19 protein-coding genes are annotated in these 20,026 nt (G+C 63.7%); 6 read left to right on the top strand and 13 right to left on the bottom strand.

Features of this window, described 5'->3' with window-relative positions; all coding sequences use genetic code 11:
- Nucleotides 1–42 precede the first annotated feature (42 nt).
- From ACTQ4R_RS11695 to acpP, 13 genes are all read right to left on the bottom strand, one after another.
- Nucleotides 43–504: a MarR family winged helix-turn-helix transcriptional regulator gene (locus ACTQ4R_RS11695; protein ID WP_441628884.1), complete on the bottom strand. Its 462-nt coding sequence runs from the start codon at nt 502–504 to the stop codon at nt 43–45.
- Between the two features lie 129 nt (nt 505–633).
- Nucleotides 634–1,062 (bottom strand): 3-hydroxyacyl-ACP dehydratase FabZ, encoded by a 429-nt coding sequence (gene fabZ / locus ACTQ4R_RS11690; RefSeq protein ID WP_441628883.1) that lies wholly within the window; start codon nt 1,060–1,062, stop codon nt 634–636.
- A gap of 2 nt (nt 1,063–1,064) precedes the next feature.
- Nucleotides 1,065–2,306, bottom strand: a complete 1,242-nt coding sequence (gene fabF / locus ACTQ4R_RS11685; RefSeq protein ID WP_441628881.1) for a beta-ketoacyl-ACP synthase II — start codon at nt 2,304–2,306, stop codon at nt 1,065–1,067.
- Nucleotides 2,307–2,459: 153 nt separating this feature from the next.
- A complete protein-coding gene (gene fabG, locus ACTQ4R_RS11680) occupies nt 2,460–3,203 on the bottom strand; it encodes a 3-oxoacyl-[acyl-carrier-protein] reductase (protein WP_441628879.1) in 744 nt (247 codons plus the stop codon).
- A complete protein-coding gene (gene fabD / locus ACTQ4R_RS11675; RefSeq protein WP_441628877.1) occupies nt 3,200–4,135 on the bottom strand; it encodes an ACP S-malonyltransferase in 936 nt (311 codons plus the stop codon). The genes fabG and fabD overlap by 4 nt, the downstream gene beginning before the upstream one ends.
- Complete coding sequence (locus ACTQ4R_RS11670) at nt 4,132–5,220, bottom strand: NAD(P)H-dependent flavin oxidoreductase (RefSeq protein ID WP_441628876.1); 1,089 nt, start codon at nt 5,218–5,220, stop codon at nt 4,132–4,134. The genes fabD and ACTQ4R_RS11670 overlap by 4 nt, the downstream gene beginning before the upstream one ends.
- Nucleotides 5,211–6,152: a nitronate monooxygenase gene (locus tag ACTQ4R_RS11665; RefSeq protein WP_441628874.1), complete on the bottom strand. Its 942-nt coding sequence runs from the start codon at nt 6,150–6,152 to the stop codon at nt 5,211–5,213. The genes ACTQ4R_RS11670 and ACTQ4R_RS11665 overlap by 10 nt, the downstream gene beginning before the upstream one ends.
- Nucleotides 6,153–6,427: 275 nt before the next feature.
- Complete coding sequence (locus tag ACTQ4R_RS11660) at nt 6,428–7,375, bottom strand: beta-ketoacyl-ACP synthase III (RefSeq protein ID WP_441628872.1); 948 nt, start codon at nt 7,373–7,375, stop codon at nt 6,428–6,430.
- A complete protein-coding gene (locus ACTQ4R_RS11655; RefSeq protein ID WP_441628870.1) occupies nt 7,372–8,196 on the bottom strand; it encodes an acetyl-CoA carboxylase carboxyltransferase subunit alpha in 825 nt (274 codons plus the stop codon). Before ACTQ4R_RS11655 ends, ACTQ4R_RS11660 begins: the two co-directional genes overlap by 4 nt.
- Nucleotides 8,189–9,046, bottom strand: a complete 858-nt coding sequence (gene accD, locus ACTQ4R_RS11650) for an acetyl-CoA carboxylase, carboxyltransferase subunit beta (protein ID WP_441628869.1) — start codon at nt 9,044–9,046, stop codon at nt 8,189–8,191. Before accD ends, ACTQ4R_RS11655 begins: the two co-directional genes overlap by 8 nt.
- Nucleotides 9,043–10,434, bottom strand: a complete 1,392-nt coding sequence (gene accC / locus ACTQ4R_RS11645; RefSeq protein WP_441628867.1) for an acetyl-CoA carboxylase biotin carboxylase subunit — start codon at nt 10,432–10,434, stop codon at nt 9,043–9,045. Before accC ends, accD begins: the two co-directional genes overlap by 4 nt.
- Nucleotides 10,428–10,850, bottom strand: coding sequence for an acetyl-CoA carboxylase biotin carboxyl carrier protein (locus ACTQ4R_RS11640; protein ID WP_441628865.1), 423 nt, complete (start codon nt 10,848–10,850; stop codon nt 10,428–10,430). Before ACTQ4R_RS11640 ends, accC begins: the two co-directional genes overlap by 7 nt.
- A 67-nt stretch (nt 10,851–10,917) precedes the next feature.
- The gene (gene acpP / locus ACTQ4R_RS11635) at nt 10,918–11,148 is read right to left on the bottom strand and encodes an acyl carrier protein (RefSeq protein ID WP_441628863.1); all 231 of its coding nucleotides are present in this window, start codon (nt 11,146–11,148) and stop codon (nt 10,918–10,920) included.
- 245 nt (nt 11,149–11,393) lie between these two features.
- Between acpP and trkA the strand changes: the two genes are divergently transcribed.
- The 6 genes from trkA (at nt 11,394) to ACTQ4R_RS11605 (ending at nt 19,887) form a co-directional block, all read left to right on the top strand.
- Nucleotides 11,394–12,755, top strand: a complete 1,362-nt coding sequence (trkA, locus tag ACTQ4R_RS11630; protein ID WP_441628862.1) for a Trk system potassium transporter TrkA — start codon at nt 11,394–11,396, stop codon at nt 12,753–12,755.
- Nucleotides 12,756–12,770: 15 nt separating this feature from the next.
- Nucleotides 12,771–14,225 (top strand): TrkH family potassium uptake protein, encoded by a 1,455-nt coding sequence (locus ACTQ4R_RS11625; protein WP_441628860.1) that lies wholly within the window; start codon nt 12,771–12,773, stop codon nt 14,223–14,225.
- Between the two features lie 128 nt (nt 14,226–14,353).
- Nucleotides 14,354–15,298, top strand: coding sequence for an AEC family transporter (locus tag ACTQ4R_RS11620; RefSeq protein ID WP_441628858.1), 945 nt, complete (start codon nt 14,354–14,356; stop codon nt 15,296–15,298).
- A gap of 93 nt (nt 15,299–15,391) precedes the next feature.
- On the top strand, nt 15,392–16,591 hold the full coding sequence (locus tag ACTQ4R_RS11615; RefSeq protein WP_441628856.1) for a CaiB/BaiF CoA transferase family protein: 1,200 nt from the start codon (nt 15,392–15,394) through the stop codon (nt 16,589–16,591).
- Nucleotides 16,592–16,635: 44 nt separating this feature from the next.
- Complete coding sequence (locus ACTQ4R_RS11610; RefSeq protein WP_441628854.1) at nt 16,636–17,550, top strand: hydroxymethylglutaryl-CoA lyase; 915 nt, start codon at nt 16,636–16,638, stop codon at nt 17,548–17,550.
- A 375-nt stretch (nt 17,551–17,925) separates the two neighbouring features.
- Nucleotides 17,926–19,887 carry a sigma 54-interacting transcriptional regulator gene (locus ACTQ4R_RS11605; protein ID WP_441628853.1) on the top strand — a complete coding sequence of 654 codons (1,962 nt, stop codon included), beginning with the start codon at nt 17,926–17,928 and terminating at the stop codon, nt 19,885–19,887.
- Nucleotides 19,888–20,026 lie beyond the last annotated feature (139 nt).

The raw sequence follows: 20,026 nt of genomic DNA, 5'->3' as shown, positions 1-20,026 counted from the left end.
AGCCCGAAGGACGAAAGTCCTTCGGGCTTTTTTCGAATAACATCATATCTCCGGCATGCGGGCCTCGGGGATCTCCACCTCCGGCATCAGCTCCCGGCTGACAATATTCATCATCTCAATCAGCTTGCTGCAGTCCTCTGGGCTGAAGCGCCGGGTGATGCGGTGCATGACCTCCACGATGTAGGAAGAGGAGATGTTGTAGTAGTCGATGTATTTCTGGGTGACCTCCAGGTGGTATTCCCGCTTGTCCTCCCGGGACTGGACCTTGCGGATATAGCCCTTTTTTACCAGACTGTTGACCTTATAGGCGGCATTGGGCGGAGAGATCCTCATGAAAGAGGCAAATTCATTGACCGTGGGATTGCCCAGGGCCATGATGGTCTCCATGCAGAAGGTCTCCACTGTGGTGAGGCTGGCCTCCCGGTCCTGGAAGCGCCGGAAGATCTCTTGATAAAAATGCAGCTTGAATTTTGTATACACGTTGAAAAAAGCCTGTTCCAGCATAACGTCCGCTCTCTTTTCCGCAAAATTCTGCCCGGCTTTCCGGGGACTGCTCCGCTGCCGGAAAACACGGCCGGCGGATTTGTAGACCAATGATAACAGTATAGCAACTTTGCGGCGAAACAGCAACCGTTATTCGCTGATGGCGAAGGTCAATTCCGCCGTGCAGGCAAGCTGGCCGTTCACCATGGCCTTGCACGCGCCCACGCCCACGGGCCCCCGGCGCTTGGTCAGCACACATTCCATCTCCAGCACGTCGCCGGGGATGACCTTCCGCTTGAAGCGGGCGTTTTTCACGCCGCCGAACAGGGCGATCTTGCCCTGGTTCTCCGGCAGGGACAAAATGGCGATGGCGCCCACCTGGGCCATGGCCTCCAGAATCAGCACGCCGGGAAAGACGTGCTGCTGGGGGAAGTGGCCGCAGAACACCGGCTCGGCGGCGCTGACGCACTTGATGCCCTTGGCCCACTGGCCGGGCTCATAGTCGGTGATGCGGTCCACCAGGGCGAAGGGATAGCGGTGGGGCAGGATCTGGGCGATCTGGTTGGAGCTCAGTTCCATATTCACGCCTCCCATTTCTTCATCAGCAGGCAGCCGTTGTGGCCGCCGAAGCCCAGGGAGTTGCTCATGGCGTACCGGACATCGGCGCTGCGGCCCTGGTTGGGCACCACGTCCAGGTCACATGCCGGGTCGGGGACCTGGTAGTGGATGGTGGCGGGCAGGAAGCCGTCATGGAGGCTGAGAGCGGTGAAGATGGCCTCCACGGCGCCGGCGGCGCCCAGCATGTGGCCGGTCATGGACTTGGTGGAGCTCATGGCCAGCTGGTAGGCGTGGGGGCCGAACACCGTCTTTACGGCGGCGGTCTCACCGGCGTCGTTGAGGTGGGTAGAGGTGCCGTGGGCGTTGATGTAGTCCACGTCCTCCGGCGCCGCGCCGCCGTCCGCCAGGGCCAGCGCCATGGCCTTGGCGCCGCCGCTGCCGTCGGGCCGGGGAGCGGTCATGTGGTAGGCGTCGCAGGTGGCGCCGTAGCCTGTGATCTCCGCGTAAATACGGGCGCCCCGTGCAAGGGCGTGGTCCAGCTCCTCCAAAAGCAGCATGCCGGCGCCCTCACCCAGGACGAAGCCGCTGCGCTCCGCGTCAAAGGGAATAGAGGCCCGGGCGGGGTCCTCCGCCTGGGTCAGAGCCTTCATGGAGGTGAAGCCGCCGATAGCCAGGGGCGTGACGCTGGCCTCGGTGCCGCCGCAGAGCATGGCGTCGGCATAGCCGTCCCGGATATAGTGGAAGGCGTCGCCCACGGCGTTGGTGCCGCCGGCGCAGGCGGTGACGGGGCAGGTGCACATACCCCGGAAGCCGCTGAGGATGGCCACCTGTCCCGCGGCCATGTTGCAGATGCCCATGGGGATGTAGAAGGGGGACACCCGGTCCCAGCCCTTTTCCTTGCCCCGGTCATGCTCACTCTCGGTGATGGACAATCCGCCGATGCCGCTGGAGATGATGACGCCGCAGCGGTCCAGGTCCGCCTGGGCGGGGTCAAAGGCCGCGTCCGCCAGAGCCTCTTTGGCGCAGGCCACGGCAAACTGGGTAAAGCGGCCCATGTGCTTGGCCTCCGGCTTGCTCATGTAGTTGGCCGGGTCGAAGCCCTTGACCTCGGCGGCCAGCCGGACCTTCATGCCGGTGGGGTCGAACTGGGTGATGGGAGCGATGCCGCACACGCCATCTTTCACGGCCTGCCAGCTCTCGGACGCGGTAAGGCCCACGGGGGTAACGGCCCCCAGGCCGGTAATGACGACTCTGCGTCGATCCATAGTGTACCTCCTGCAAAATGAAATCATTTTTGCCGCGGCGTGTACGTGGCAAAAACACATTGATTCAGCCGCCTTGGGCGGCGTTCACCAGTGAACGCGGTTCACTGGTAGTGGGGGATTTTTAAGGGGGAGCCTGCTCCCCCTTGACGGTTTTTACATGGCCATCCCGCCGTCCACGGCCAGCACCTGGCCGGTGATGTAGGCGGCCTCATCGCTGGCCAGGAACGCCACCGCCCGGGCCACGTCCTCCGGCGCTCCCAGCTTCTGCATGGGGATGGAGGCCAGGGTGGCGGTCTTGGCGGCGTCCGTCATGGCGGCGGTCATATCTGTCTCAATAAAGCCGGGGGCCACGGCGTTGACGGTGACGCCCCGGGAGGCCAACTCCTTGGCAAGGGACTTGGTCATGCCGATGACGCCCGCCTTGCTGGCGGCGTAATTCACCTGGCCGGCGTTGCCCCGGAGGCCCACCACGCTGCTGAGGTTCACGATGCGGCCATACCGCTGGCGCATCATGAGGCGGGACACCGCCTTCATGCACAAAAGGGTGCCTTTCAGATTCGTGTCGATGACGGCGTCAAAATCCTCGTCCTTCATCATCATGAGCAGGCCGTCCCGGGTGATGCCGGCGTTGTTCACCAGAATGTCGATGCGGCCAAAGGCTTGGACGGCGGCGTCCAAGAGAGACTTCACCTCGCCGGATTCCGCCACGTTGCAGCGGACGGTCAAAGCCTTGGCTCCCAGGGCCTCGCAGGCGGTCACGGTATCATGGGCGGCGGATTCGTTACCGGCGTAGCACAGCACCACGTTGGCGCCGCCCTTTGCCAGCTCCAGGCACACGGCCCGGCCGATTCCCCGGCTGCCGCCGGTGACCACGGCGGTCTTTCCAGAAAAATTCATGCTTCCCTCTCCTTTACCGCGTTTGCAAGGGCCTCCACATCCGCAACGGTCTCCACGGCGTACACCGGCAGCTCCGGCGCCGTCTTTTTCACAAAGCCGCTGAGGGCCTTGCCGGGACCGATCTCCACCAGGGCGTCCAGGCCCATGGCGGCCATTTTCCGGATGGAGTCCTCCATGAACACACTGCTCTGCACCTGTTTGACCAGCAGCTCCGGAATGGTGACGGAGTCGTCCTTCACATCTCCCAGGCAGTTGAAAATAACGGGGATCCGGGGCCGGGCGAAGTCCACGGAGCGGAAATGCTCCTCCAGAGCTTTCCCGGCGGGGGCCATGAGGGGGGTGTGGAAGGGACCGCTGACCTTCAAGGGCAGGCACCGGCGGGCGCCCCGTTCCTTTGCCAGGGCGGCGGCCTTTTCCACGGCGGCCTTCTCGCCACCCAGGACCAGTTGGCCGGGGCAGTTGTAGTTGGCGATGACCACGCAGCCCAGGGCGGACGCCTCATCGCAGGCGACCTGGAGGGAGACACGGTCCAACCCCAGCACCGCCATCATGGCGGATTCGATGTCTCGGGCCGCCTCCTCCATGGCGCGGCCCCGGAAGGCCACCAGCTTCACGGCAGTGGCGGCGTCAAAGACGCCGGCGGCGTGGAGGGCGGAGTATTCGCCCAGGGAAAGGCCCGCGGCGGCGGCGGGAACGATGCCCCGCTCCGCCAGCACCGCCGTCATGCCGGCGGCAAAGGCCACCATGCATGGCTGGGTGTAGCGGGTCTGGTTCAGAACGCCGGCGGCGTCCGTAAAGGAAACTTCCTTTAAGTCAAACTCCACCGGGGCGCTGTCGATGACGGCGCGGAAGGCGGGAAAGGTCTCGTACAGGTCAGCGCCCATGCCCGGGTGCTGGCTGCCCTGTCCGGCGTATAAAAAGCCAAGCTTCATTGGGCGGCCCTCCATTCTCTCATGATTTGGTCCATCTGCTCCCGGACGGTGGAAAGCCGGCTCACGTTCCCGGCGTTGGCGCCGCAGAAGAACAGGCCGTTTTCCCAGTCTCCCCGGGCGGCGGCGATCAAGGCCCGGGAGATGCAGTAGGGCGCGGTCTTGGGGTCACAGACGGAAAGACAGTTGACGCAGCGGTCCGGACGGGGCTGCGTGCCGTCCTCCACCCGCTGGATAAGGGGGCTGCGGAGCGCCCGGCCCGGCATGCCCACGGGACTTTGGACGATGGTGATGTCCTCCGCCCTGGCGTCCAGCAGCCGCTGCTTGTAGCACTCGCCGGCGTCGCACTCCTCCGTTGCGATGAAGCGGGTGGCAAACTGGGCGCCGGCGGCGCCGGCCTTCATGTACCGGGCCATGTCAGCGCCGCTTTCCACGCCGCCCGCCACGAATACGGGAATGTCCCGGCCGTATTTCTCCCGGAAGGGGGCCAGGGCCTCCATCACCTCCCGGAGGAGCGTGCCCAGAGGCTTGGGACGCCCTGCCTGGGCCTCCCGGGCCTCCTCCTTGGAAAAGCCCAGGTGACCGCCGGCCAGGGGACCCTCCAGCACCACAAAATCCGGCACCCGGCCGTGGTGGCGGTCCCAGAGCTTGCAGATGAGGCCCGCGGCCCGTCCACCGCTGACGATGGGGGCCAGGGCGGCGTCGCTTTCGGGGACCTGGGCGGCGATGCCCGGCAGGTCACGGGGCAACCCCGCGCCGCACACCACGGCGTCCACCCCCGCCCGCAGGGCGGTGCGGACGCTGTCGGCGTACTGGGTGGTGGCTACCATGGCGTTGACGGCCACCATGCCGGCGCCCTTGGCGGCGGCTTTGGCGGCTTGGACCTGCCGGGCCAGGGCCCGCAGGTTGGCGCCCTTGGGGTCGGCGGCAAAGTCCGGTTCCCGGTAGCCGCACATGGCGGTGGAGATGGTGCCCATGCCGCCGCAGGCGGCCACGGCACCGGCCAGGCGGTCCAGGCTGACGCCGACGCCCATGCCGCCCTGCAGAATGGGAAGGGTCAGCTCCTTCCCCCGAATCGTCACTGCCATTCCCGGTTCGTCGCCTCCAAAACAGCGCGGCTCTGGCTGTACAGCTCCTCAAAGATCTCCCGGACGGGGCGGATCTCGTGGAGCATGCCGGCCACCTGGCCGGCCATGACGCTGCCGTTTTCCATGTCGCCGTCAAACACCGCCCGGCGCAGGCCGCCCAGGGTGTGACGCTCCAGCTCCTCCAGAGAGGCGCCCTTTTTCTCCAGAGCCAGGTACTGCCGGGCCATTTTGTTCTTCAGCACCCGCACGGGGCCGCCGATGGAGCGGCCGGTGACGGTGGTGTCGCTGTCCTTGGCCTTCAGCAGGGCCTGCTTGTAGTTGTCGTGGATGGGACATTCCTTGCTCACCAGCAGGCAGGTGCCCACCTGGGCGCCGCAGGCACCCAGGGCGAAGGCGGCGGCCAGCTGGCGGCCGTCGGCGATGCCGCCGGCGGCGATAACGGGGACATCCACCGCGTCGATGACCTGGGGCACCAGGGCCATGGTGGTCATCTCACCCACGTGGCCGCCGGACTCTGTGCCCTCGGCGATGACGGCGTCGGCACCGGCGTTCACCAGGCGCTTGGCCAGGATGGAAGCAGCCACCACCGGCAAAACCTTCACGCCCGCCTCTTTCCAGGCGGGGATGTACTTGCCGGGGGTGCCGGCGCCGGTAGTGACCACCTGGACGCCCTCGTCGATAATGATCTTCGCCATCTCGTCGGCGCAGGGGTTCATGAGCATCAGATTCACGCCGAAGGGCTTGTCCGTCAGGCTCTTGCAGATGCGGATCTGCTCACGCAGCAAATCGGCCTTCAGCATGCCGCCGGTGGCAATGACCCCCAGGGCACCGGCGTTGGAGCAGGCGGCTGCGAATTCGCCGGTGGCGATATTGGCCATGCCGCCCTGGATGAAGGGGAACTCGGTTCCCAGGATCTCGTTTAGCTTTTTCATAGTGTTCTCCTATCTGGACAAAGCGGCATGGCCCGCCCCTTGGGGCGGCGCCGGAAGTCCGGCGTGCAAGCATTTCCGGCGGCGCCGGAAATCTTGAAATCGGCCGAATTCATTTCGGACGATTTGAGTGAAATGCGGGGTCCCCGCAAAATCAAGGGATTTTGTGGGGTGCTCAGGCGGCTGCGAATTCGCCGGTGGCGATATTGGCCATGCCGCCCTGGATGAAGGGGAACTCGGTTCCCAGGATCTCGTTTAGCTTTTTCATTTTTTCAACCTCACGCAAACTCAATAAGTGCGCCGCCCCAGGTGAGGCCGCCGCCGAAGCCCACCACCAGCGTCCGGGAGCCGGGGCCCACCTTGCCCTGGTCCTGCAGTTCGCTGAGGACCAGAGGAATGCTGGCGGCGGAGGTGTTGCCGTATTCGTGGATGTTTTTATAGTACTTTTCCGGCGGAATGCGGAACTTCCGCACCGCCAGGTCGATGATGCGGGCGTTGGCCTGGTGGAACACGAAAAAGTCCACGTCCTCCACCGTCATATGGGCCTTTGCCAGCACCTGTTCCATACAGCGAGGGATGGCCTCCACGGCAAACTTAAAGACCTTGGTGCCCTCCATGGCGATGAGGCTCCGTTCTCCGGTTTCAATGCCCGGCAGCCGCAGCAGCTCGTTGTCACCTTGGCTGCCCAGCACGGCGCCGATGGAGGGCCAGCCCTCCCGGCACTCCACCACGGCGGCGCCCGCACCGTCGCCGAAGAGGATGCAGGTGCCCCGGTCGTCCCAGTTGATGACGCGGCTCAGCTGCTCACCGCCCACCACCAGACCGAATTTCCGGGGGGAGGCGTTCAGCAGGCACTCCATGGTGTGCAGGGCGTAGAGAAAGCCGGTGCAGGCTGCGTTCAGGTCAAAGCAGGGGGTGTCCGTGGGCAGTCCCAGCTCCCGCTGGAGCATGCAGGCGGCGGAGGGGACCAGGGTGTCCGCCGTGACGGTGGCCACGATGCAGGCGCCGACCTGGTCCGGGGAGACGCCGGCGCGGTCCAGAGCCGCCTTCGCGGCGGATACACACAAGGAGGTGTGGGTCTCGCCGATGCAGTGGTGCCGCCGCTGGATGCCGGTGCGGCTGGTGATCCACTCGTCGTTGGTCTCCACGATCTGTTCCAGGTCCCGGTTGGTGACCACCTTTTCCGGGACGGCGCGGCCGGTGCCGCGGATCTTGATTCCGTTCATCCTTCCTCCTTTTGGGAGGCGGGTGCTCCCAGACGTCTGAATTTTTGATAGCGTGCCGCCGCCAGAGCCTTGCCGCTCTCCTTGTCCAGCTCCGCCAGGTGGCGGGCGATGCAGCGGTCCACCTGGCGCAAGGCCACGGCGGGGGAGACATGGGCGCCGCCCTCCGGCTCCGGGATGACGTCGTCAATGACGCCCAGCTCCAGAAGGTCCGGCGCCGTCAGCTTCATGAGGCCGCAGGCCTCGTCCCGCCGCTGGGCGTCCTTCCACAAAATGGAAGCGAAGCCCTCCGGGGACAAAATGGCGTACACGGCGTTTTCCAGCATGAGCACCCGGTCGGCAACCCCCAGGGCCAGTGCGCCGCCGCTGTTGCCCTCGCCGGTGATGACGGCAATGACGGGGACGGTTAGGCGGCTCATCTCCATGAGGTTCCGGGCGATGGCCTCTCCCTGTCCCCGGGCCTCCGCCTCCAGGCCGGGATAGGCGCCGGAGGTGTCGATGAACGTAAAAATGGGGCGGCGGAACTTCTCCGCCTGGCGCATCAGCCGCAGGGCCTTGCGGTAGCCCTCGGGGTTGGGCATGCCGAAGTTGCATGTTAAGTTTTCCTCCAGGGTCTTGCCCTTTCGGGTGCCGATGACGGTGACGGGGCGGCCGTGGTACAGTGCCACACCCCCTAAAATGGCGGCGTCCTCGCCGCACAGGCGGTCGCCCTTCTGTTCAAAGAAATCCGTGAACAGGGCGCCGATATAGTCGCTGATGTTGGGCCGCTGGGGGTGGCGGGCGATGTTTACCCGCTCCGCGGCGGTGAGGGAGCTGTTACTCATGCCGGCCTCCCTTCTCGTGAAGCCGCAGCAGCTGGGCCAGGGTGTCCCGCAGCTGTACGCGGGGGACCACCGCGTCCACGAAGCCGTGGGCCTCCTGGTACTCCGCCCGCTGGAAGCCCTCCGGCAGGGTCTCGCCGATGGTCTGCTGGATGACCCGGGGACCGGCAAAGCCGATGAGGGCGCCGGGCTCCGCCAGGATGATGTCGCCCAGGGAGGCGAAGCTGGCGGTGACGCCGCCGGTGGTGGGGTCCGTCAAAACGGAGATATACAGCAGCCCCTTGTCGGAAAACCGGGCCAGGGCGGCGCTGGTCTTGGCCATCTGCATGAGGGACAAAATGCCCTCCTGCATCCGGGCTCCGCCGCTGGCGGCGAAGAGGATGAGGGGCAGCTTGTTCTTGGCGGCAAACTCAATGGCCAGGGCGATCTTTTCTCCCACGGCGGCGCTCATGGAGCCCATGAGAAAGCGGCTGTCCAGCACGCCCACCACGCATCGGCTGCCGCCGATAGTGCCCGTGGCGGTGACCACGGCCTCCGTGAGGCCGGTCTTGCGCTGGGCGGCGGCCAGCTTTTCCTTGTAGCCGGGGAAGTGCAGGGGGTCGCCGGCGCTCAGCCGGGGGTGCAGCTCCCGGAAGGAGCCGGGGTCCAGAATGGTGCTGAGACGGTAATAGGCGCCGATGGGCCAGTGGTAGCCGCACTTGGGGCACACGGACAGGCCCTGGGACACCACGCGGCGCTCGCTCTCCTGGCCGCACTGGGGGCAGGAGATGCGCTTCTCGCCGGGAATGTAGTTGTCCCGCATGGCCTTCATGGCCAGGAGGCGGGCCCGGCGCTTGGCGAAAACAGAATTCATGCCTCACCCTCGCTTTCACTGAGCCGCCGGTTGAAATCCAGCAGCCGGGGCAGGTTCTCGTCCAGGAAGGCCGTGGTGCAGCCGCCCCGGACGAAGGTGGGATGGTACAGGATCTGGTAGCTGAGCTCCGCGTTGGTGGGGAAGCCCTCCAGGGCGAATTCCTCCAGACAGCGGCGCATTTTGCGGATGGCTTCCAGCCGGGTAGGGGCGTGGACCAGGAGCTTGGCGGCCATGGAGTCGTAGTAGGGAGACAGGGCGCAGCCGTTGTACAGGCAGGAGTCCACCCGGACCCCGGCGCCGCCGGGGAAGTGGAGGAAGGACACCTGGCCGGGGCAGGGCTGGAAATTTTTCGCCGGGTCCTCGGCGTTGATGCGGCACTCCAGGGCGTGGCCCTCCAGACGAATGTCCGCCTGGGTCATGTCCAGGGACAATCCGGAGGCGATGCGCAGCTGCTGGCGCACCAGGTCCACGCCGGTGATGAGCTCTGTGACGCCGTGCTCCACCTGGATGCGGGTGTTCATCTCCATGAAGTAGAAGTGCTCTCCGTCAGCGTCCAGCAAAAATTCCACGGTGCCGGCGTTTTCGTACCCTACGGCCCGGGCCGCACGGACGGCGGCCTGGCCCATGGCCGCCCGCAGCTGCGGCGTCAAGCACCGGGCGGGGGCCTCCTCAATGAGCTTTTGGTTGCGCCGCTGGACGGAGCAGTCCCTGTCGCCCAGGTGGATGACGTTTCCGAAACGGTCCGCCAGCACCTGGAACTCAATGTGCCGGGGCCGCAGCACCAGCTTTTCCAGGTACATCTCATCGTCGCCGAAGCAGGCCTTGGCCTCGGCCTTTGCCTCCGCGTAGGCGGCGGGCAGGGCCTCGGGGCTGTCGCAGCGGCGGATGCCCCGTCCGCCGCCGCCGGCGCTGGCCTTCAGCAGCACGGGATAGCCCACGGCTTCCGCCGCGGCCAGGGCCGCGTCCACACTGTCCACCGGGCCGCCGGAGCCGGGGGTCACCGGCACGCCGGCGGCCCGCATCAGCTCCCGGGCGGCGGATTTGGAGCCGGCCTTGCGGATGGTGTCGCCGGAGGGACCGATGAAGGTGATGCCCGCCTGGGCGCAGGCGTCGGCAAAGTCGGCGTTTTCAGACAAAAAGCCGTAACCGGGGTGAAGGCCGTCGCAGCCGGTGGCTGCCGCCACTGTCAGCAGGGCGTCCTGGTTCAAATAGCTGTCCGCCGCCCGGGAGGGGCCGATGCACACCGCCTGGGTGGCTAGCTGGACATGGAGGGCTTCCGCGTCCGCCTCGGAGTAGACGGCCACGGTCTCAATGTCCATCTCCCGGCAGGCCCGCAGCACCCGCAGGGCGATCTCGCCCCGGTTGGCGATCAAGACCCGCTTCAGCATGGCCGGTAGCGGAAGAGGGCCTCGCCGAAGGCCGCCAGCTCTCCGTTGGCCTTCAGAACCTCTTCGATGACACAGTCACAGGGGGCGGGGACCTCGCTCATCATTTTCATGGCCTCAATGAGGCACACCGTCTGGCCCTTTTTCACCCGGTCGCCTGCCGCGACGAAGGGAGGCTGCTCGGGGGCGGGGGCGGCGTAGTAGGTGCCCACCAGCGGCGCGGAAATGACGGGGCCCTCCGCCTGGGGAGCGGGAGCGGCCGCCGGCGGAGCGGGGACGGCTGCCGGAGCGGCGGCCGCGGGGGCCGCCGCGGCGCCCTGCTCCAGCTCTATGGAAAAATCCTGGCAGGACAGCTTCATGGCGCGCAGGGAGCTGCGCTGGAAGCGGTCCATCAGGTCAAAGATCTCTTGGTTGGTCATAGTGTTCCTCTCTCAGCGGAAAGATTTCCCCGCCGGAGGTGCAAGGGCCTCCGGCGGGGCGGACAAGTCAGTTCTGATGTGCCTTCAGATAGCTCATGATGTCGCCCACGGTCTTGAGACCGGCCACATCGGCGTCGTCGATGGAGATGCCGGCGGCCTCTTCCAGAGCCATGACCAGCTCCACGGAAGCCAGGGAATCGGCGCCCAGATCGTCAGCCAGGCTGGCTTCCAGCGTCACCTGCTCGGCATCGCAGCCCAGGGTCTCCACAATGATGTCCCGTACTTTCTCGAATTCCATATGAGGTTCTCCTTGTCGAAATATAAATTATTTTAATTAAAAATATTTAACTAAAATATTTGAACATATTCTACGCAGATGCAGGCGGTTTGTCAAGAAGAATTTCGCCGAAATCCGCCGGCAGCATAAATTTTCCGTCAGAGGCGGCAGAAAGGTATTCACTTTTTGGAAGCTTTCCTTTATAATTCCTTCATACAATGATATTAGCCGCGGACCGTATCCGCGGGATAGAATGAGGTAACACCATGAGAATCATCATCGTGGGCGCGGGTAAAGTGGGCCTGGCGCTGACGCAGCACCTGTCGGTGAAGAACCAGGTGACGGTCATTGACCAGAACCCCCAGCTCATCGACAACATCATCAATATCCACGACGTGATGGGCGTGTGCGGAAACGGCGCCAGCTACGAGGTGCAGAAGGAGGCGGAGACCGACAAGGCGGAGCTGCTGATCGCCACCACCTCCAGCGACGAGACCAACATCGTGGCGTGTCTTGTGGCCAAAAAGCTGGGCGTGCAGCACACCATTGCCCGCATCCGCAACCCGGAGTATGAAAAGCAGCTGCGCTTCATGCGGGAGGAGCTGGGCCTTTCCATGTCCATCAACCCGGAAAAGGCCACCGCCCGGGAGATCGCCCGTGTGCTGCGCTTCCCCAACGCCATGAAGCTGGAGTCCTTCTCCAAGGGCCGGCTGGAGCTGGTGGAGTACCGCCTGCCGGAGGGGTCCGCCCTCCACGGTATGCAGCTGTCGGACCTGTACCGGAATATCCGGGTCCGTGTACTGATCTGCGCCGTGGCCCGGAAGGGGGAGACCATCATCCCCTCCGGCGACTTTGTCCTTCAGTCCGGCGACAAGATCTACCTCACCTCCTCTCCCGCCCAGCTGGAGCAGTTTTTCCGGCACCTGGGCGTGTTCCGCAAGCGGGCGACCTCCGTTATGATCGTGGGCGCCAGCAAAATGTGCTATTACCTGGCCCAGGAGCTCATTGAAATGGGCATGGCCGTGAAGATCATCGACCGGGATGAGCAGCGGTGCGTCCGCATGAGCGAGCAGCTGCCCCGGGCCCTGGTCATCGTGGGCGACGGCACCGACAGCGAGCTGCTCCACGAGGAGGGCATCGGCCAGACGGACGCCTTCGTGGCCTTGACCGGCATGGACGAGGCCAACATCCTCATGTCCATGAGCGCTTCCCGCCTGGCGGGGGAGTGCAAGGTGGTGGCCAAGATCAACCGCCGCTCCCTGCTGGAGCTGGTGGCGGCCGAGAGCATGATCGACAGCGTGGTGTCCGCCGGCGCCGTGACGGCGGAGCTCATCCTCCAGTATGTCCGGGCTATGCAGAACGCCACCGGCTCCCAGATCAAGACCCTGCACCACATCGTGGACGAGACGGTGGAGGCCCTGGAATTCGGCGTCACCACCCCGGCACCTTACATCGGCGTGCCTCTGAAAGACTTGAAGCTGAAAAGCGGCATCCTGCTGGCGGGCATCGTCCGCCAGAACGGCCAGATCATCATCCCCTCCGGCGACGACGTGCTGAACCTCCACGACGATGTGATCGTGGTGACCAAGGACACCTCTCTCCGGGACATCGGGGACATCCTGCAGTAAAGGAGAGGTGATCCGGTGAATAATCGAATGATCGCCTATGTCATCGGCAGGATTCTGCTGACGGAGGCGGCACTGCTGCTGCTTCCCCTGCTGGTGGCCCTTTTATACGGAGAGGCGCCGTGGCCGTTTTTGATCCCGGCGGCGCTGCTGGTGCTGTGCGGCGGCGTTATGAGCGGGAAAAAGCCCAAAAGCACGGCACTGTACGCCCGGGACGGCCTGGCGGTGGTGGCGCTGGCGTGGATCTGCATGTCACTGTTCGGCGCGCTGCCCTTTGTGATCTCCGGTGACATCCCCAATTACGTGGACGCCTTTTTTGAGACGGTCTCCGGCTTTACCACCACCGGCTCCAGCATCCTCACGGAGATCGAGCCCCTCAGCCGGGGCGGCTTGTTCTGGCGCAGCTTCACCCACTGGGTGGGCGGCATGGGCGTGCTGGTGTTCGTCATGGCCATCCTGCCTATGAACGACGGCCACGGTATGCACTTGATGCGGGCGGAGGTTCCCGGCCCCACTGTGGGCAAGCTGGTCAGCCGCATGAGCGACACCGCCAAGATCCTCTACGGTATCTATCTTGCCATGACCGTCATCGAGACCGTGCTGCTGCTCCTGGGGGGCATGTCCCTGTACGATTCCCTCATCCACGCCTTCGGCACCGCCGGCACCGGCGGCTTCAGCTGCCGCAACCTCAGTGTGGGCGCCTACGACAGCGTGTATTTCGACGTGGTCATCAGCGTGTTCATGCTGCTGTTCGGCGTGAACTTCAACCTGTACTACTTCCTGCTGATCCGGCGGTTCCGGGATGTGGTCTGCTCCGAGGAGCTGCGGGCGTATCTGCTCATCGTGTCCGCGTCGGTGCTGGCCATCGCGGTGAACATTTCCCACCTGTACCAGAGCTTCGGCGCCTGCCTCCGCTACGCGCTGTTCCAGGTGTCCTCCATCATCACCACCACCGGCTACGCCACAGCGGACTTCAACACCTGGCCGGCCTTTTCCAAGGCGATCCTGGTGATCTTGATGTTTGTGGGCGCCTGCGCCGGTTCCACCGGCGGCGGCATGAAGGTGGCCCGCGTCGTCATCCTGGTCAAGACCTCCTTCTGCGACATGCGCAGGATGCTGCACCCCAACGCCGTGGCCACGGTCCGGTTCGAGGGCAAGCCCATCGGGGAGAAGAACATCCGCAGCGTCCACCTGTTTTTGACGGTGTACCTCATTGTGTTTACCGTGTCCTGCCTGCTGCTGTCCCTGGAGGAGATGGACCTTGTCACCACCTTTACGGCGGTGGCCGCCTGTATGAACAACATCGGCCCCGGCCTGGAGGTGGTGGGCCCCATGGGGAACTTTGCCTCGTTCTCTCTCTGGGCCAAGCTGCTGCTGTCCTTTGACATGCTGGTGGGCCGCCTGGAGATCTTCCCCATGCTGCTGCTGTTCGCCCCCTCCATCTGGAAGCGGAAGGTGCCGGCGAAGCACTGAGCCTCATAGAATGACAATGCGGATGCGCGGCCATTCGGCCGCGCATTTTCGCGGAGAGAAAAGCTGGCAAGAAATTTGCTTATATATTAAAAATTGAGACTGTGTAACGGAAAAGGGAGAGGATTTATTTGCTGCAAAATCTGCTGTTCAGCCTCAATATGAGCCTGCCGCTGTTTGTGCTGCTGGGCCTGGGGTGTCTTTTGACCCACAAGGGGATGTTTACGGAGGACTACATTGCCCGCACCACCAACCTGGTGTACTACGTCATGCTGCCCGCCAAGCTGTTTCTGGACATCTGCAACGTGGACCTGGGTGTGGCCTTTGAGGGCAGGTATATGGCCGTCACCGCTGTGGGCGTGGTGATCCAGTTCATTCTGGCCTGGGTGTTCGGCAACATCCTCTGCCGGGACAAGAGCAAGCAGAGCGCCTTTTCCCACGCCTGCTTCCGGGGCAATTTCGCCTATCTCGGCATGGCGCTGCTGCAAAACATTTACAACAGTGAATCCGTGCCCGCCACGGCGGTGATCCTGGCGTTGGTGCTGCCGCTGTACAACATCCAGGGCGTCATCCTCATGACCGTCAAGGAAGGGGAGGGCGGCATCCATGTGGGGAAGATCCTCAAGGGCATTTTGAAAAACCCCATGGTCCTGGCCATCCTGGCAGGCCTGCCCTTTGCCTATTTCCATATCCAGCTGCCCTTTGTGGTCACCAAGAGCCTCAGCTACCTCCAGGTGGCCACCAGCACTATGGCGCTGCTGGTGGTGGGCGCCAGCATCAAGCTGGATGTGATCCAGAGCAATTTGAAGCTGCTGCTGCGGGTGTCCGGCGTGAAGCTGATCGTCATGCCGGCCATCTGGGGCCTCATGGCCGCGGCGGCGGGCCTGGCGCCGGAGCAGATCGTGACGCTGACGGTGGTGGGCGGTATGCCGGCGGCGGTGAATGTCTACATCATCACCGACAAGCTGGGCGGCGACGGCAACATGGCCTGCGGCGCCGTGGTGGTGACGCACCTTTTGTCCCTGTTCACCATGACCGGCATTGTGTTCATCCTGCGGTCGGTGGGACTGATCTGAAAACCTGGCACAAAACTTGCTTAATTAATCAAAGAATACGTCAATTGCCGGCATAGATGCTGTGCCGGAGAGAAAAAAGGAGGAGTGATCCCCATGGATATGCCGTTGGCACTGAGCAACATCCGCGTACTGGACTTGACCCGGGTCATGGCGGGTCCTTACTGCACCATGTATCTGGCGGATCTGGGCGCCGAGGTCATCAAGATCGAGATCCCCGGCAGCGGAGATGACACCCGCAAGCTTCCCCCTTTCCAAAATGGGGAGAGCCTGTATTACTGTAACCTTAACCGTAACAAAAAAGGTGTTACATTAAACTTGAAAAGCCCCGCGGGTAAGGAGCTGTTCAAGGAAATGGTAAAGAACGCCGACGTGGTGGTGGAAAATTACCGCCCCGGCGTCATGGACAAATTGGGCGTTGGTTACGACGTGCTCAAGGAGGTCAATCCCCGCATCATCTATGCCGCTGTGTCCGGCTTTGGCTCCTACGGTCCCTTGCACCAGCGCCCCGGCTATGACATCATCGCCCAGGCCATGAGCGGCCTCATGAGCCTCACCGGCGAGTACGGCGGCGGCCCCCTCCGCACCGGCAGCGCCATCGGCGACCTGGTGGGCGGACTGAACCTGTGCATTGGCATCCTGGCGGCCATCAACGGCCGGCAGATCACCGGCAAGGGTCAGCGGGTGGACGTGTCCCTGGTGGATGGCTTGGTCTCCTGCCTGGAAAACAACACCCAGCGCTATCAAGTCAACGGCGTCCAGCCGGTCCGCATGGGCAACCGCTATCCCTCCGCCGCTCCCTACGATTCCTTTAAGGCCAGCGACGGCGACTTCGTCATCGGCTGCGGCAACGACAAGCTGTTCTCCCTGCTGTGCACCAAGGTGCTGAACCGGCCGGAGCTGGTGAACGACCCCCGGTATGCCACACCCGCCGACCGTCTGGCCCACGAGGCGGAGCTGAAGGTCATCGTGGAGGAGTGGTCCACCCAGCATACCATTGAGGAGGCTGTGGACATGGTCCTGGCCGCCGGCGTTCCCGCCGGACCCATTAACGACATCAAGGCCGTTATGGAAAACGACCACATCGCCAACGTGCGGGAGATGTTCCTGGAGTGCGACCATCCCACCGCCGGCCACCTGCGCATCAACGGCAACCCCGTGAAGCTGATGGACAGCATGCCCCGGCTGCGCACCGCGCCGCCGGCATTGGGCCAGGACAATGAGGCTGTGTACGAAGACGTGTTCGGCGTCAGCCCGGAGCGGCTGGCGGAGCTGAAAGAACAGGGCGTTATCTGAGCGCCCGAGGTAAATAGAACGCAAAATTGAAAGGAGTTTTTTCCATGAATCTGCCTAAGAAAGTGGAACTGATCGAGGTCTGCCCCCGTGACGGTTTCCAGAATGTCCATGACATCATCCCCTTTGACGCCAAGGTAGCCATTATCAAAAAGCTGGCGGAGGCCGGCTTCAAGCGGGTGGAGGCGGTGTCCTTCGTCAGCCCCAAGGCCATCCCCCAGATGGCGGACGCCAAGGACGTCATGCTGGCCGTGAAGGATACTCTGAAGGAGCACGGCGTCCGCTCCGTGGCCCTGGTGCCAAACGCCCGGGGCGTGGAGACCGCCCTGGAGTGCGGCGTGGACGAGCTGACGTATGTGGTCAGCGTCAGCGAAAAGCACAACATGGCCAATGTCCGCCGGACCCCTGCCGAGTCCCTGGAGCAGTTCAAGGGCCTCATCGGCCAGTACGGCGACAAGATGCGCTTCCGCCTGGCCCTGGCTACCGCTCTGGGCTGCCCCTTCGGCGAGGAGATCCGCACTGAGCGGGTGGCGGAGATGGTGCAGTTCGGCCTGGACCAGGGCTGTAAGGAGGTCATGATCGCCGACACCGTGGGCATGTCCAACCCCAAGCGCACCTATGACCTCATGAGCGCCCTGGTGGACCAGTTCGGCGCCGACAAGTTTGTCATGCACCTCCATGACACCCGGGGCCTGGCGCTGGCCAACACCCTGGTGTGCATGCAGCTGGGCGTCCACAAGTTCGAGTCCGCTGCCGGCGGTCTCGGCGGCTGCCCCTTCGCGCCCGGCGCCGCCGGCAACGTGGCCACGGAGGACGTGCTGAACATGATGAGCGAGATGGGCGTGGAGACCGGCATCAACAACGATGTGCTCCATGAGGCCGTGGAGCTGATCCAGGCCAACGTTCACGCCAACATCGTCAGCCACTTGACCCCGCTGTACAAGAAGGCTCCCTGCGTGTAAGACCGCGGGATGAAAAGATGAAAAAAGGGACCGTCCATCCGGACGGTCCCTTCAGCTTGCCGAAAAACCTTTGCTTGGAGAAAAAGCGTTCCGTTTCGCAGGGGGAGTACGAGGGGGCGGGAGTCCCCCGTGTTGAATCGAATGCCTGCAAAACGCCTGCGGCAGCAGGCGCTTGCGCCGCACAGCGGCAGCTTTTTGGACTGCGAAGCTGACAAAAAGCGAGGCATTTTGAAGGCTGCCGAAAAAGGCGCTGGACTTTTTCGACAGCCTGGAGGGACCGTCCATCCGGGCGGTCCCTTTTTTTGACATTTTCTCTTTTTTTTCTCCGGGGAGTGTGGTATAGTTGTTTCATGTGTAAATAACGAGGTGAAACATATGCAACAGGAATTGGACTGGAAGCAGGTGGAGACTGTGCAGGAGATCTGCATGATGGCGCCCACCCGGCAGCTGGCGGAAAAGGCCCGGGCCATCATTGAAGAACGGGACGGGATGGCGGTGGACGTTTTCGTGGCCTCCAACGGTCGGCGGGAGATCGTGGAGTGCGCCCAGACGCTGGCCCGAAAGGGCGCCAGGGTCATCGTCTCCCGGAAGGGCACCCAGCAGATCGTGGAGGAGACCACCGATTTGAAAGTGGTGGGCTTGAACAACACCCTGACAGACTACCTGCGGATGCTGAAGGACCGGGGGCTCCACACGCCGGGCCTCATCGCTTTCTTTACATATGACCCCCTCAGTGACGATGTCATGCAGATGTGCGAAATGCTGGACATCCAGGCGAAAAACTACATTTTCAAGACCTTTGAGGACTGCTGGGGCTGTGTGCGCTCCGCCATGTCGGACGGCGCCGTGCTGGGCATCGGCGGCGCCTGGACGGAGCCCATCTCCAAGGGACTGGGATTTCCCCACATCACCGTGGAAAACTCGGAGGAGTCCATCGTCAACGCCCTGGTGGTGGCGGAGCAGATCAACCGCATCCAGCATGAGGAGGCGGAGAAGCAGCGGGCCCTCAAGACCCGACTGGAGACCTACCGTACGGTGCTGGATTTCACCCATGACGCCATCATGTCCATTGACGACCAGTGCCGGGTCCAGGTCCTCAACCCCGTGGCGGAGCGGATCATGGGCTGCCGGGCAGCGGACGCCATCGGCAGGCCCGTGGACCAAGTGCTGCCCAACACCATGCTGCCGGATGTTCTGCGTTCCGGCGTGAAGCAGACCAACCAGATGATGGAGATCGGCAAGGTCCTCACCAACACCAACCGCATCCCCATCGTGGTGGACGGCCAGATCCGGGGCGTGGTGGCCACCTTCCAGGACATCAAGCAGCTGCAGACCACTGAGCAGAAGATCCGCCTGAAGCTCCACGAAAAGGGCCTGGTGGCCAAATATTCCTTCTCGGATATCATCGGAGAGTCCAGAACCATCCGCAACACCATCCAGATCGCCCGCAGCTACGCCTCCTCCCAGGCGGCGGTGCTCATCCACGGCGAGACCGGCACCGGCAAGGAGCTGTTTGCCCAGAGCATCCACAACGCCAGCGACCGGCGGGACGGTCCCTTCGTGGCCATCAACTGCGCCGCCGTCAGCAACAACCTGCTGGAGAGCGAGCTGTTCGGCTATGAGGCGGGCGCCTTTACCGGCGCCTCCAAAAACGGCCGGGAGGGATTGTTCGAGCTGGCCCACGGCGGCACCATCTTTTTAGATGAGATCGGCGAGATCAGCAAGGAGACCCAGGTGGAGTTGCTCCGGGTCCTCCAGGAAAAGGAGGTCCGCCGGGTAGGCGGCAACCGGGTCATCCCCGTGGATGTGCGCATCATCACCGCCACCAACAAGGACTTGATCCAGGAGACTATGGAGGGCCGCTTCCGGGAGGACCTGTATTACCGGCTGAACGTGCTGGACCTGGAGATCCCACCTCTGCGGGAGCGGGGAGACGATGTGAAGGTCCTGGGCATGGACCTGTTCCGGCGGCTTCCCGGCGGCAGCGACCCGGACATGCAGGCGCAGTTCCTGCAAAAGCTGGCCCAGGTGCGGGACTATCCCTGGTACGGCAATATCCGGGAGCTGCAAAACTTTGTGGAGCGGGTCAACATCCTCATGCGGAACAAGACGGACTTCCAGGGCATGACCACGGAAATGATGCGCCGCCGCGCCGCCGGCAGCGGGCAGCCTGTCCGGCATACGGCGGCGGAGGAGGCCGGCGACCGGGAACGCGGCGCCATCGAGGCGGCCCTGCGGAACTTCCCCGACTCCATGGAGGAGGCTGCCAAGAGCCTTGGCTGCAGCCGCCAAACACTGTGGAGGAAGATGAAAAAATACGGGATCACCCGCTCGTGACGGGAGAATGGTCAAAAGGGGCGCTGCACGTTGCAGCGCCTCTCTTTTTTTCACGATGTTGCGCAACGGTGAAACGTGACGCGGCGGCAGCGGCGTAAAGATTTGTTAAGGCGCAGGGGGGCGCTGTAAAAAACGCGTT

This window comes from Dysosmobacter sp. Sow4_B12 (genome assembly GCF_052116665.1).
Lineage (GTDB): Bacteria > Bacillota > Clostridia > Oscillospirales > Oscillospiraceae > Oscillibacter.
Note: the sequence above shows the minus strand (reverse complement) of the source record. Positions and strands in the feature narration are given on the sequence as shown.

Excerpts from the sequence above, each read along its gene's own strand:
- trkA (WP_441628862.1), top strand. The coding sequence starts at position 11,394 with ATGAGAATCATCATCGTGGGCGCGGGTAAAGTGGGCCTGGCGCTGACG.
- fabD (WP_441628877.1), bottom strand. The coding sequence starts at position 4,135 with ATGAAGCTTGGCTTTTTATACGCCGGACAGGGCAGCCAGCACCCGGGC.
- acpP (WP_441628863.1), bottom strand. The coding sequence starts at position 11,148 with ATGGAATTCGAGAAAGTACGGGACATCATTGTGGAGACCCTGGGCTGC.
- fabF (WP_441628881.1), bottom strand. The coding sequence starts at position 2,306 with ATGGATCGACGCAGAGTCGTCATTACCGGCCTGGGGGCCGTTACCCCC.
- accC (WP_441628867.1), bottom strand. The coding sequence starts at position 10,434 with ATGCTGAAGCGGGTCTTGATCGCCAACCGGGGCGAGATCGCCCTGCGG.
- accD (WP_441628869.1), bottom strand. The coding sequence starts at position 9,046 with ATGAATTCTGTTTTCGCCAAGCGCCGGGCCCGCCTCCTGGCCATGAAG.
- fabG (WP_441628879.1), bottom strand. The coding sequence starts at position 3,203 with ATGAATTTTTCTGGAAAGACCGCCGTGGTCACCGGCGGCAGCCGGGGA.
- ACTQ4R_RS11670 (WP_441628876.1), bottom strand. The coding sequence starts at position 5,220 with ATGGCAGTGACGATTCGGGGGAAGGAGCTGACCCTTCCCATTCTGCAG.
- ACTQ4R_RS11665 (WP_441628874.1), bottom strand. The coding sequence starts at position 6,152 with ATGAAAAAGCTAAACGAGATCCTGGGAACCGAGTTCCCCTTCATCCAG.
- ACTQ4R_RS11615 (WP_441628856.1), top strand. The coding sequence starts at position 15,392 with ATGGATATGCCGTTGGCACTGAGCAACATCCGCGTACTGGACTTGACC.
- ACTQ4R_RS11610 (WP_441628854.1), top strand. The coding sequence starts at position 16,636 with ATGAATCTGCCTAAGAAAGTGGAACTGATCGAGGTCTGCCCCCGTGAC.
- ACTQ4R_RS11640 (WP_441628865.1), bottom strand. The coding sequence starts at position 10,850 with ATGACCAACCAAGAGATCTTTGACCTGATGGACCGCTTCCAGCGCAGC.
- ACTQ4R_RS11605 (WP_441628853.1), top strand. The coding sequence starts at position 17,926 with ATGCAACAGGAATTGGACTGGAAGCAGGTGGAGACTGTGCAGGAGATC.
- ACTQ4R_RS11655 (WP_441628870.1), bottom strand. The coding sequence starts at position 8,196 with ATGAGTAACAGCTCCCTCACCGCCGCGGAGCGGGTAAACATCGCCCGC.
- fabZ (WP_441628883.1), bottom strand. The coding sequence starts at position 1,062 with ATGGAACTGAGCTCCAACCAGATCGCCCAGATCCTGCCCCACCGCTAT.
- ACTQ4R_RS11660 (WP_441628872.1), bottom strand. The coding sequence starts at position 7,375 with ATGAACGGAATCAAGATCCGCGGCACCGGCCGCGCCGTCCCGGAAAAG.
- ACTQ4R_RS11695 (WP_441628884.1), bottom strand. The coding sequence starts at position 504 with ATGCTGGAACAGGCTTTTTTCAACGTGTATACAAAATTCAAGCTGCAT.